General features: G+C 72.7%; 11 protein-coding genes. All 11 read left to right on the plus strand.

What is annotated here, in order from left to right:
• Positions 1-15 precede the first annotated feature (15 nt).
• The 11 genes from NDW01_RS01935 (at position 16) to coaBC (ending at position 11,754) form a co-directional block, all read left to right on the plus strand.
• Entirely contained in the window at positions 16-1,296 is a 1,281-nt protein-coding gene (locus NDW01_RS01935) for a dihydroorotase (protein WP_252817333.1), read from the plus strand.
• Positions 1,293-2,408 carry a glutamine-hydrolyzing carbamoyl-phosphate synthase small subunit gene (gene carA / locus NDW01_RS01940; RefSeq protein WP_252815950.1) on the plus strand — a complete coding sequence of 372 codons (1,116 nt, stop codon included), beginning with the start codon at positions 1,293-1,295 and terminating at the stop codon, positions 2,406-2,408. Before NDW01_RS01935 ends, carA begins: the two co-directional genes overlap by 4 nt.
• Before the next feature lie 64 nt (positions 2,409-2,472).
• A complete protein-coding gene (locus tag NDW01_RS01945) occupies positions 2,473-2,670 on the plus strand; it encodes a hypothetical protein (RefSeq protein WP_252782935.1) in 198 nt (65 codons plus the stop codon).
• Positions 2,670-6,008, plus strand: a complete 3,339-nt coding sequence (gene carB / locus NDW01_RS01950; RefSeq protein WP_252815952.1) for a carbamoyl-phosphate synthase large subunit — start codon at positions 2,670-2,672, stop codon at positions 6,006-6,008. Before NDW01_RS01945 ends, carB begins: the two co-directional genes overlap by 1 nt.
• A gap of 74 nt (positions 6,009-6,082) precedes the next feature.
• On the plus strand, positions 6,083-6,883 hold the full coding sequence (locus NDW01_RS01955) for a dihydroorotate dehydrogenase electron transfer subunit (RefSeq protein WP_406567685.1): 801 nt from the start codon (positions 6,083-6,085) through the stop codon (positions 6,881-6,883).
• Between the two features lie 64 nt (positions 6,884-6,947).
• Positions 6,948-7,979: a dihydroorotate dehydrogenase gene (locus NDW01_RS01960; RefSeq protein WP_252815956.1), complete on the plus strand. Its 1,032-nt coding sequence runs from the start codon at positions 6,948-6,950 to the stop codon at positions 7,977-7,979.
• Positions 7,976-8,674, plus strand: coding sequence for an orotidine-5'-phosphate decarboxylase (pyrF, locus tag NDW01_RS01965; RefSeq protein WP_252782941.1), 699 nt, complete (start codon positions 7,976-7,978; stop codon positions 8,672-8,674). The genes NDW01_RS01960 and pyrF overlap by 4 nt, the downstream gene beginning before the upstream one ends.
• Positions 8,675-9,190: 516 nt before the next feature.
• On the plus strand, positions 9,191-9,517 hold the full coding sequence (gene mihF / locus NDW01_RS01970; RefSeq protein ID WP_252782942.1) for an integration host factor, actinobacterial type: 327 nt from the start codon (positions 9,191-9,193) through the stop codon (positions 9,515-9,517).
• Positions 9,518-9,575: 58 nt separating this feature from the next.
• Positions 9,576-10,160, plus strand: coding sequence for a guanylate kinase (gene gmk / locus NDW01_RS01975; RefSeq protein ID WP_252817335.1), 585 nt, complete (start codon positions 9,576-9,578; stop codon positions 10,158-10,160).
• Positions 10,161-10,174: 14 nt separating this feature from the next.
• On the plus strand, positions 10,175-10,441 hold the full coding sequence (rpoZ, locus tag NDW01_RS01980) for a DNA-directed RNA polymerase subunit omega (protein WP_252782944.1): 267 nt from the start codon (positions 10,175-10,177) through the stop codon (positions 10,439-10,441).
• Positions 10,442-10,533: 92 nt separating this feature from the next.
• Positions 10,534-11,754, plus strand: coding sequence for a bifunctional phosphopantothenoylcysteine decarboxylase/phosphopantothenate--cysteine ligase CoaBC (coaBC, locus tag NDW01_RS01985; protein ID WP_252815959.1), 1,221 nt, complete (start codon positions 10,534-10,536; stop codon positions 11,752-11,754).
• Positions 11,755-11,862: the final 108 nt, after the last annotated feature.

Below are 11,862 nucleotides of genomic sequence, written 5' to 3' on the forward strand. Positions count from 1 at the left end.
AAGGGAAGACGCGTGATGCACCTCATCAAGGGCGCGCGGATCCTCGGTGGCGCGCCCGCCGACATCCTGCTCCGCGACGGCGTCGTCGCCGAGGTCGGCGCCGGCCTCACGGCCGCAGGCGCCACGGTCGTCGACGCCGACGGCCTGATCGCTCTGCCGGGCCTGGTCGACCTGCACACCCACCTGCGCGAGCCCGGCCGTGAGGACGCCGAGACGGTCGAGAGCGGCACCCGCGCCGCGGCGGCCGGCGGATACACGGCCGTGCACGCCATGGCCAACACGGAGCCGGTGGCCGACACGGCCGGCGTCGTCGAGCAGGTCTGGCGGCTCGGCCGGGAGGCCGGTCACTGCGACGTCCACCCGGTCGGCGCGGTCACCCGCGGCCTGGAGGGCGAGCGTCTCGCCGAACTCGGTGCGATGGCCGACTCGGCCGCGCGCGTGCGGGTGTTCTCCGACGACGGGCACTGCGTGTCCGACGCGGTGCTGATGCGCCGCGCGCTGGAGTACGTCAAGGCGTTCGACGGCGTGGTCGCCCAGCACGCGCAGGAGCCCCGGCTCACCGAGCACGCGCAGATGAACGAGGGCGAGGTCTCCGGGCGGCTCGGCCTGGCCGGCTGGCCCGCCGTCGCCGAAGAGGCGATCATCTCCCGCGACTGCCTGCTCGCCGCGCACGTCGGGTCCCGGCTGCACGTCTGCCACGTGTCCACCGCCGGATCGGTCGAGATCATCCGGTGGGCCAAGAGCAAGGGCTGGCAGGTGACCGCCGAGGTCACCCCGCACCACCTGCTGCTGACCGACGAGCTCGCCGAGACGTACGACCCCGTCTACAAGGTGAACCCGCCGCTGCGCACCAAGGCGGACATCGACGCGCTGCGCGAGGCGCTCGCCGACGGCACGATCGACTGCGTCGCCACCGACCATGCCCCGCACCCGGCCGAGGCCAAGGAGACCGAGTGGGCCCCGGCGGCGATGGGCATGATCGGGCTGGAGACGGCCCTGTCGGTCGTGCAGGAGGCCATGGTAGAGACCGGCCTGCTCGACTGGGCCGGCGTCGCGGACCGCCTGGCGGTCCGCCCGGCGCGCATCGGCCGCCTGAGCGGCCAGGGCCGCCCGATCGAGGTCGGGGCCCCGGCCAACCTGACGTTGTACGACCCGTCCGTGCGCACGGCCGTCGACCCGAGGGGCTTCGTGTCGAAGAGCCGGAACACGCCGTTCGCCGGGCTGGAGTTGCCGGGCCGGGTGCAGGCGACGTTCCTGCGCGGCCGTCCCACCGTTCTGGAAGGGAAACCGATTTGAATCGCGCGACCAAGCCGGCGCTGCTCGTCCTGGAGGACGGCCGGACCTTCCACGGCACCGCCTACGGGGCCGAGGGAGAGGCGTTCGGGGAGATCGTCTTCAACACCGGCATGACGGGGTACCAGGAGACGCTGACCGACCCGTCGTACCACCGGCAGATCGTCACGATGACCGCGCCGCACATCGGCAACACCGGCGTCAACGACGAGGACCCCGAGTCCGGCCGCGTGCAGGTCGCCGGGTACGTCGTCCGCGAGCCGTCCCGCGTCGTCTCGAACTGGCGGGCCCGCCGTTCGCTCGACGACGAGCTGCGCGACTACGGCGTCGTCGGCATCGCGATCAACGGCACGCGCGCGCTCACCCGGCACCTGCGGGACAAGGGCGCCATGCGGGCCGGCGTGAGCACGACCGAGACCGACCCGCAGGCGCTCCTGGAGCGCGTGCTGGACAGCCCCGACATGATCGGCGCCGACCTGGCCCGCGTCGTGTCCACGCCCGAGCCGTACGTCGTGCGGCCCGAGGGCGCGGTGCGGCACAGGGTCGCGGCGATCGACCTGGGCATCAAGGCGATGACGCCCCGGCGCATGGCCGAGCGCGGCTGCGAGGTGCACGTCCTGCCCGCGACCGTGACCGCCGAGGAGATCCTCGCCCTCGAGCCGGACGGGGTCTTCTACAGCAACGGGCCCGGCGACCCGGCCGCCTGCGGCTATGCGGTCGAGTCCATGCGCGGGGTGCTCGACACCGGAACGCCGGTGTTCGGCATCTGCCTCGGCAACCAGATGCTGGGCCGCGCGCTGGGCCTCGGCACGTACAAGCTGCGCTTCGGCCACCGCGGCGTGAACCAGCCGGTGCAGGACCGCGCGAACGGCCGGGTGCACATCACCAGCCACAACCACGGCTTCGCGGTGGAGGCGCCCCTCGACGGCCCGTTCGACACGCCGTTCGGCCGGGCCGAGGTCAGCCACGTCGACCTGAACGACGGCGTCGTCGAGGGGCTGCGGCTGCTCGACCGGCCCGCGTTCAGCGTGCAGTACCACCCCGAGGCCGCCCCGGGCCCGCACGACGCGACGGGCCTGTTCGACCGCTTCTGCGACCTCATGGACCGTTCATGACCGAGCGCAGCGAGCGAGTCATGAGCACAGTGCCTCTGGTCGCCTCTCCGGCGAAGGAGGGCCCATGACCGACGCATCCGGCCACGAGGCGGACCACGCCTCCGACACCGCCTCCCACGGCCACGTGCCCGTCGACCCGAACGACGCCGTCGTACGGGCTCGACCCCCGGCACCGCTGGCCCTCATCCTCTCCACCGTCGCCGCCGCCCTGACCGTGCTGGCCCTTGTGGCCGTCGCGGTCGCCTCCGGACAGGGAACCTGATGCCGCGCCGTACCGACCTCAAATCCGTTCTCGTCATCGGCTCGGGCCCGATCGTCATCGGCCAGGCCGCCGAGTTCGACTACTCCGGCACGCAGGCGTGCCGGGTCCTGAAGTCCGAGGGCCTGCGCGTGGCCCTCGTCAACAGCAACCCCGCGACGATCATGACCGACCCGGAGATCGCCGACGCGACGTACGTCGAGCCGATCACCCCGGACACCGTCGAGAAGGTCATCGCCAAGGAGCGTCCCGACGCGCTGCTGCCCACGCTGGGCGGCCAGACCGCGCTGAACACCGCCGTGGCCCTGCACGAGTCCGGCGTCCTGGAGCGGTACGGCGTCGAGTTGATCGGCGCCAAGGTCGACGCCATCCAGGCGGGGGAGAACCGCGAGCGGTTCAAGAAGATCGTCGCCGACATCGGCGGCGAGTCCGCGGCCAGCGTGATCTGCCACTCGATGGACGACTGCCTCGCCGCGGCCGGAACGCTCGGGTACCCGATGGTCGTGCGCCCGTCGTTCACGATGGGCGGCGCCGGGTCCGGCATGGCCTATGACGAGGACGACCTGCGCCGCATCGCCGGCGCCGGCCTCGCCGCCAGCCCGACCAGCGAGGTGCTCCTGGAGGAGTCGATCCTCGGCTGGAAGGAGTTCGAGCTGGAGCTGATGCGCGACCGCAACGACAACGTCGTGGTCGTCTGCTCCATCGAGAACCTCGACCCGATGGGCGTCCACACCGGCGACTCGATCACCGTCGCGCCGGCGATGACGCTGACCGACCGGGAGTACCAGCGGATGCGGGATGTCGCCATCGACGTCATCCGCGCCGTCGGCGTCGACACCGGAGGGTGCAACATCCAGTTCGCGATCGACCCGGCCACCGGCCGGATGATCGTGATCGAGATGAACCCGCGCGTGTCGCGCTCCAGCGCGCTGGCGTCGAAGGCGACCGGCTTCCCGATCGCCAAGATCGCGGCGAAGCTCGCCGTCGGGTACACCCTCGACGAGATCCGCAACGACATCACCCGGGAGACCCCGGCCAGCTTCGAACCGAGCCTGGACTACGTCGTGGTGAAGGCGCCGCGGTTCGCGTTCGAGAAGTTCCCCGCGGCCGACAAGACGCTCACGACCCACATGAAGTCGGTCGGCGAGGCCATGGCGATCGGCCGGTCCTTCCCCGAGGCCCTGCAGAAGGCCCTCAGGTCGCTGGAGAAGGCCGGCAGCTCCTTCTCCTGGGCTCCGGGCCCCGACGCGCTCTCCGAGGACGAGCGGGCCGTACGGAAGGCCGAGCTGATCGAGGAGGCCCGCCGGCCGCACGACGGGCGGCTGCGCGCCGTCCAGCAGGCGATGCGGCTGGGCGCGACCGTCGAGGAGCTGTACGAGTCGACCCACATCGACCCGTGGTTCCTCGACCAGATCGCGGCCCTCGACGAGGTCGCCGCGCCGCTCGCCGAGGACCAGCTCGACCCCGAGGCGCTGCGCGAGGCGAAGCGGCACGGCTTCTCCGACGAGCAGATCGCCGAGATCCGCGGCACCTCCGCCGAGGTCGTCCGCGAACTGCGGCAGGCCCTGGGCATCCGGCCCGTCTACCTGACCGTCGACACCTGCGCCGCCGAGTTCGAGGCCCGCACGCCGTACCTCTACTCGACCTACGACGAGGAGACCGAGGTGCCCGTGGGCGACAAGCCCAAGGTCATCATCCTCGGCAGCGGCCCGAACCGCATCGGGCAGGGCATCGAGTTCGACTACAGCTGCGTGCACGCCTCGTTCACGCTGGCCGAGGCCGGCTACGAGACCGTCATGGTCAACTGCAACCCCGAGACGGTCTCGACCGACTACGACACCTCCGGCCGGCTCTACTTCGAGCCGCTCACCCTGGAGGACGTCCTGGAGGTCGTGCACGCCGAGCAGGAGACCGGCGAGGTCGCGGGCGTGATCGTGCAGCTCGGCGGGCAGACGCCGCTGGGCCTGGCGCAGAAGCTCAAGGACGCCGGGGTGCCGGTCGTCGGCACCTCGCCGGAGAGCATCCACCTCGCCGAGGAGCGCGGCGCGTTCGGCCAGGTCCTCGCCCGCGCGGACCTGCCCGCGCCCAAGCACGGCACCGCCACCACGTACGAGGAGGCGGCGGCCATCGCCGCCGAGATCGGCTACCCGGTGCTCGTCCGGCCGTCGTACGTCCTCGGCGGGCGCGGCATGGAGATCGTCTACGACGAGGACACGCTCAAGGACTACATCGAGCGCGCCGGCGGCGGCCAGTGGAACCCCGAGCACCCCGTGCTCGTCGACCGGTTCCTCGACGAGGCCATCGAGATCGACGTCGACGCGCTGTACGACGGCGAGGAGCTCTACCTCGGCGGCGTCATGGAGCACATCGAGGAGGCCGGCATCCACTCCGGCGACTCGGCGTGCGCGCTGCCGCCCATCACCCTCGGCCGCGAGGACATCGACCGCATCCGCACCTCCACCGAGGCCCTCGCCCGCGAGATCGGCGTGCGCGGCCTCATGAACGTCCAGTACGCCCTCTCGGCGGGCGTCCTGTACGTCCTGGAGGCCAACCCGCGCGCCTCCCGTACGGTGCCCTTCGTGTCCAAGGCCACGGCCGTCCCGCTGGCCAAGGCGGCGGCCCGCGTGATGATGGGCGAGAGCATCGCCCGGCTGCGCGCCGAGGGCGTGCTGCCCGCGACCGGCGACGGCGGGCACCTGCCGCTCGACGCGCCGATCTCGGTCAAGGAGGCGGTGCTGCCGTTCGACCGGTTCCGCACCCCCGAGGGCGTCGGCGTCGACACCATCCTCGGCCCGGAGATGCGCTCCACCGGCGAGGTCATGGGCATCGACACGGTCTTCGGCACGGCGTACGCCAAGTCGCAGATCTCGGTGTACGGCTCGCTGCCGACGAAGGGCCGGGCGTTCGTCTCCGTCGCGAACCGCGACAAACGGGCCATGATCTTCCCGGTGAAGCGGCTGGCGGACCTCGGCTTCGAGATCCTGGCCACCGAGGGGACCGCCGAAGTCCTGCGGCGCAACGGCGTGCGTGCCAAGATCGTGCGTAAGCACAGCGCCGGCCCCGGGCCGGACGGCGAGCCGACGATCGTACGGCGCATCCTCGACGGCGAGGTCGACCTGATCGTGAACACGCCGTTCGGCAGCCCGGGCCAGTCCGGGCCGCGGCTCGACGGGTACGAGATCCGCACCGCCGCGGTGCTCCGCGGCGTGCCCTGCCTCACCACGGTGCAGGCGCTCAGCGCGGCCGTCCAGGGCATCGAGGCGACGTCGGCGGGCGTCATCGGGGTCCGGTCGCTGCAGGAGCACGCCCAGCACCTCTGGGGTGGCGAGGAGGACAGTTGACCGACTCACCGGTCGCACCGGTACAGGTGCCCGGAACGGTCCTGACGATCCGGCGGACCGGGGCCTACCACGCGATGACGCTGGTGGCCCCGGGCATCGCCGAACGCTTCCGGCCGGGGCAGTTCGTCGCCCTGGCCGTCGGCGGTGAACGGTCGAGCATGCTGACGAGGCGCTGCTTCTTCGTCCGCGAGGTCAAGCCCGACTACGGCGGCACCGTCGAGGTCGTCTTCGCGGTGCGCGGCGCCGGCACGCAGTGGCTGGCCGCGCTGCGGCCGCGCGACATCCTCGACGTCGCCGGCCCGCTCGGCCGCCCCTTCCCGCTGCCGCGCCACCCCGTGCGCTGCGTCCTCGTCGGCGAGGGGCACTCCGGGGCGGCGCTGTTCCCGCTCGCCGCCGTGCTGCGCCAGCGCGAGTGCACGGTCCACTTCGTGCTCGGCGGCGCCGAGTCCGACCACGTGTACGGCACCCGCGCGGCGCGCCGGGCGGGCGACTCCACGTCCGTCGTCACCGAGGACGGCTCGCTCGGCCACCGGGGGCGTCCCGAGGACCTCCTGGCGGCCGTCGTCGAGGAGGTCGGCGCCGAGGTGCTCTACGCCTGCGGCCCGACCGAGACGCTGCGGGCGGTGTCCCGGATCGCCGTCCGCTACGACCTGCCCGTCCAGGTGGCGGTCGAGGAGCCGATGTCCTGCGGCACCGGCGTCTGCCAGGCGTGCGTGCTCCCGGTCATCGACGACGAGGGCGTGACCCACATGGCGCGTTCGTGCGTGGAGGGCCCGGTGTTCCGCGGCGAGCGGGTCCGCTGGGACGACCTCGGCACGATCCCGTTCGACGCCTACGGCGCCCCCCGCTCGCTGCTTCCCGGAAGTCTCACATGACCGAGCGAAGCGGGGGAATCGATAGGCACGGCACCTTGGTCATGAGGCCGACGAAGGAGGTCTCATGACGACCGACCTGGAGACCCGCCTCGGCGGCCTCACGCTGCCGAACCCGGTCCTGACGGCGGCCGGCTGCGGCGGCACCGGACGCGAGCTCGGCCGCTTCTTCGACGTGGGCCGGCTCGGCGCGCTCGTGACGCCGTCGATCACCCCGCGGCCGCGGGCAGGCCGGCCCGCGCCCCGGCTCGCCGAGACCCCCTCCGGCGTCCTGAACGCCGCCGGGCTGCAGGGCCCGGGGATCGAGACGTTCCTGAGCCGCGACCTGCCCTGGCTGGCCGAGCGGGACGCCCGCGTCATCGTGTCGATCGCCGGCGGCAGCGTGGGGGAGTACGCCGAGGTGGCCCGCCTGCTCGGCGACGCGCCCGGCGTCGCCGCCGTGGAGATCAACCTTTCCTGCCCCGACGTCGAGAACCGGGGTTCGACCTTCGCGGCCCACCCGTCGGCCGCCGCCCGCCTCGTACGCGCCGTGCGCGCGAGCGCGCCGCGCCGGCTGCCCGTGTTCGCCAAGCTGTCCGCCGACGTCACCGACATCGTCGGCGTCGCCATGGCGTGCGCCGACGCCGGGGCGGACGGCCTGTCGATGATCAACACGCTGCACGGCATGGCCATCGACACCACCACGCTCCGTCCCGCGCTCGCCGGCGTCACCGGCGAGCTGTCCGGACCGGCGATTCGCCCCGTGGCCGTCCGCTGCGTCTACCAGGTGCACGCCGCGCTGCCGGAGGTGCCCATCATCGGGATCGGGGGGATCCGGACCGGTCTGGACGCCCTGGAGTTCGTCCTGGCGGGCGCGTCGGCCGTCGCCGTGGGCACGGCCACCCTGCACGACCCGTCCGCGTGCGTACGGGTCCTGCGCGAGCTCGACGGGGCGTTGAAGGAGCGCGGCATCGACCGGCTCGTCGACGTCGTGGGGCTCGCACACAAACCGGCGGGGAGCGTCCACCGCCGCATCGACCCCAACGTCGGCCTGGCGGTCGCCGGGGACGCCGCCGGCGCGGGCTCGACCGAGCCGATCGAACAGGAGACCACCCAGTGAACACCGCTCCCATCGCCGTCGCGCTCGACGCGGCGGACCTCGAGACCGCCGCGCGCTGGGCCGCGCTGGTCACCCCGCACGTCAGTACCGTCAAGGTCGGCCTGGAGCTGTACCTGCGGTACGGCCCCGACGTCGTCGCCAGCGTCCGCGGCGCGAGCGGCGTCAAGGTCTTCCTCGATCTGAAGCTCCACGACATCCCGGCGACCGTCGCGGGCGCCGCCCACGCGGTGTCCCGGCTCAAGCCGGCGTACCTCACCGTGCACGCCGGCGGCGGCACCGCGATGATCCGCGCGGCCGTCGAGGCGGCCCCGCAGACCAAGATCGCGGCTGTCACGGTCCTCACATCGCTCTCAGAGGCCGATCTGGCCGGGATGGGACTCGGAGGGTCGGCCGCGGACGTCGTGCGCCGTATGGCGGCTCTGGCGGTCGGAGCGGGGGCCCAGGCGCTCGTGTGCTCCCCCCGTGAGGTCGCGGACGTACGGGCGGAGGTCGGGCCGGACATCACCCTCATCACGCCGGGCGTACGGCCCGCGGGAGCCGCGACCCAGGACCAGGCGCGGGTCGCCACCCCCGAAGAGGCCCTCGCGGCCGGAGCCGACCTCCTCGTCATCGGCCGGCCCATCACCGGCGCCCCGGACCCCGGCGCGGCGGCGGCGGGAATCGCGGCGGCGCTCCGCCGCACCGGGGTCGCCTGATCCGTCCGGGAGCACTCCGGCGGAACCGGGTCGCCTGACCCACCGGGCCGCTCCGGCGGACCGGGGCGCGCGGCCCGTCCGGGACACTCGGGCGGACCGGGGCGCGGCCACCCGTCCGGGACACTCGGGCGGACCGGGGCGCGCGGCCCGTCCGGGCCACTCGGGCGGATCGGGTCGCGGTCACCCGTCCGGGACACTCCGGCGGACCGGGTCGCGCTCCCCATCCGACCCGCGTCCGGTGCCGCCGGACCGGGACCGCCCGGCCGGTCCGGACGCGGGGTGTCGGGACCGCTTGACTGACCCGTTTTCCCCTCGCAAGAAACGCCAGGCCGTCGTACGGTTCGGGGTGTAAGAACCCCCTACTTTCAATACAGTGAGTGATGAGGGCGCCGCATAGAGTGACATCGGTAACTTAAAACAGGGCTATATGGCCTTTCACGTTGCTTTATGGGCCCTGAACTCGCTAGGTTCCCAAGCCGTCCGACTCAATCGAGTGGAAACACGAGGTGACCCGGCGTGGCGCTTCCGCCCCTAACCCCTGAACAGCGCGCCGCAGCCCTGGAAAAGGCTGCAAAGGCTCGCAAAGAGCGTGCCGAGGTCAAAGACCGGCTCAAGCACGGGGGTACCTCCCTCGCTGAGGTTCTGAAGGATGGGCAGGCCGACGACGTCATCGGCAAGATGAAGGTGTCGGCTCTGCTGGAGTCCCTGCCTGGCGTCGGCAAGGTCCGTGCCAAGCAGATCATGGAGCGGCTCGGTATCGCCGAGTCCCGCCGCGTGCGGGGTCTCGGCGCGAACCAGCGCGCCGCTCTCGAGCGTGAGTTCGGCGGCGGTGGAAATCGCTGATCGACTCGCCTCGGACGGGCGCGGCGGGCGGACCGCCGCGGCCGGTTCCGCCACCCCCGTGGCGGGCGGCTCCATCCCGTCCAGGCGCCTGACGGTCCTCTCCGGGCCGTCCGGCGTCGGCAAGAGCACGGTCGTCGCCGAGATCCGGCGTGCCCACCCGGAGGTGTGGCTGTCGGTCTCGGTGACAACTCGTGCCCCTCGTCCTGGCGAGGTCCACGGTGTGCACTACTTCTTCGCCGACGGCGCCGAGTTCGATCGGCTCGTCGCGGAGGGGGAGCTGCTCGAGTGGGCCGAGTTCGCGGGCAATCGTTACGGCACGCCGCGCCGCGCGGTGCTGGAGCACCTCGAAGCCGGCGTGCCGGTCCTGCTCGAGATCGACCTGCAGGGCGCCCGCCAGGTGCATGCGGCCATGCCGGAGGCGCTGTTCGTGTTCCTCGCGCCGCCGTCGTGGGACGAACTCGTCCGGCGGCTCGTCGGCCGTGGCACCGAGCCGCCGGACGTGATCGAACGCCGGCTCGACGCCGCCCGTACCGAACTGGCGGCCGAGAAGGAGTTCGACATCACGCTGGTCAACACGTCGGTCCAGGACGTCTGCGCCGAGCTGGTAGCCTTGCTGGCTGCACAACCACCGAACTCCGACTAGCGGAAGGCGCAGGAGTGGCATCGAATGCCCCTGGTGCCGAAGGCATCACCAACCCGCCGATCGACGACCTGCTGAAGATCGTCGACAGCAAGTACAGCCTCGTGATCATGGGGGCCAAGCGGGCCCGCCAGATCAACGCCTACTACGCCCAGCTCGGCGAGGGCCTCCTGGAGTACGTCGGTCCCCTGGTGGAGACCCAGGTCCAGGAGAAGCCGCTGTCGATCGCGCTGCGCGAGGTCCGTGAGGGCCTGCTTCACTCCGAGGCCATCGAAGGCGCCTGAGTTGTCTCCGGCGGCCCCGGGGTGCGTCGCGCCCCCGACGCGCGGGCGTCGTCCCACGGGCGCCGCGCCGCGCTCTGGGAGAGGGCACGCCGGTGAGTGAGGTCCCGGCGTCCTCCGGGCGGCCCCGCGTGCTCCTCGGGGTGGGCGGCGGCATCGCCGCGTACAAGGTCTGTGAGCTGCTCCGGCGGCTGACCGAGTCCGGCCATGACGTCCGGGTCATCCCGACGCGTGACGCGCTGCGCTTCGTCGGCGAGCCGACGTGGGCGGCGCTGTCCGGCGAGCCGGTGACGACCGAGGTCTGGTCGGGCGTCGCCGAGGTGCCGCACGTGCGCCTCGGGCAGGGCGCCGACCTGGTCTTCGTCGCCCCGGCCACCGCCGACCTGCTCGCCAGGGCGGCGCACGGCCTCGCCGACGACCTGCTGACCAACACCCTGCTGACGGCGCGCTGCCCGGTGGTGTTCGCGCCCGCGATGCACACCGAGATGTGGGAGCACCCCGCGACCCAGGCCAACGTCGCGACGCTGCGCTCACGCGGCTGTGTCGTGATCGAGCCGGCCGTGGGCCGGCTGACCGGCGCCGACTCCGGCAAGGGCCGGCTGCCCGATCCGGACGCGCTGTTCGACGTCGCCCGACTGGTCCTGGCCCGGGGAGACCTGCCGGCCGACCTCGCCGGCCGCCACGTCGTCGTGTCGTCGGGCGGCACCCGCGAGCCCATCGACCCGGTGCGGTTCATCGGGAACCGCTCGTCCGGCCTGCAGGGCCACGCACTGGCGCGGACCGCGCTCGCACGCGGCGCCCGCGTCACGCTGGTCGCCGCGAACGTCGCGCTGCCGGACCCGGCGGGCGCGGAGGTCGTCCGCGTCGGCTCGGCGCTCGAGCTCCGCGACGCGGTGCTCAAGGCGGCCGGCGAGGCCGACGCCGTCGTGATGGCCGCCGCGGTGGCCGACTTCCGGCCGGACGACTACCGCGAGATGAAGATAAAGAAGACGGACGGTGCCGAACCGGACCCGATCCGCCTGGTCAAGAACCCCGACGTCCTCGTCGAGCTGGTCACCGCGCGCCGTCCCGGGCAGGTGATCGTCGGATTCGCCGCCGAGACCAACGACGTGCTGCGCAACGGCCGGGAGAAACTCGCCCGCAAGGGCTGTGACCTGCTCGTCGTCAACGAGGTGGGGGAGCGGCTGACCTTCGGCGCCCCCGACAACGCCGCCGTGATCCTCTCGGCCGGCGGCGCGTCCGTCGACGTGCCGCGCGGCTCGAAGGAGGCGCTCGCCGACGTCGTATGGGATCAGGTGGCCGGACGGCTACAGTAAAGCCACCGGCCCTCCCACGCCTCAAGCGTCGCTGGAGCGGGCCGGGCTAGACTTCGCGACCGGAAACCAGACAATCCTGCTACGTCAGTCAGCAGCCGCTGCAAGGAG

The sequence above is a fragment of the Actinoallomurus soli genome (genome assembly GCF_024055715.1).
In the GTDB taxonomy this organism is placed as follows: domain Bacteria; phylum Actinomycetota; class Actinomycetes; order Streptosporangiales; family Streptosporangiaceae; genus Actinoallomurus; species Actinoallomurus soli.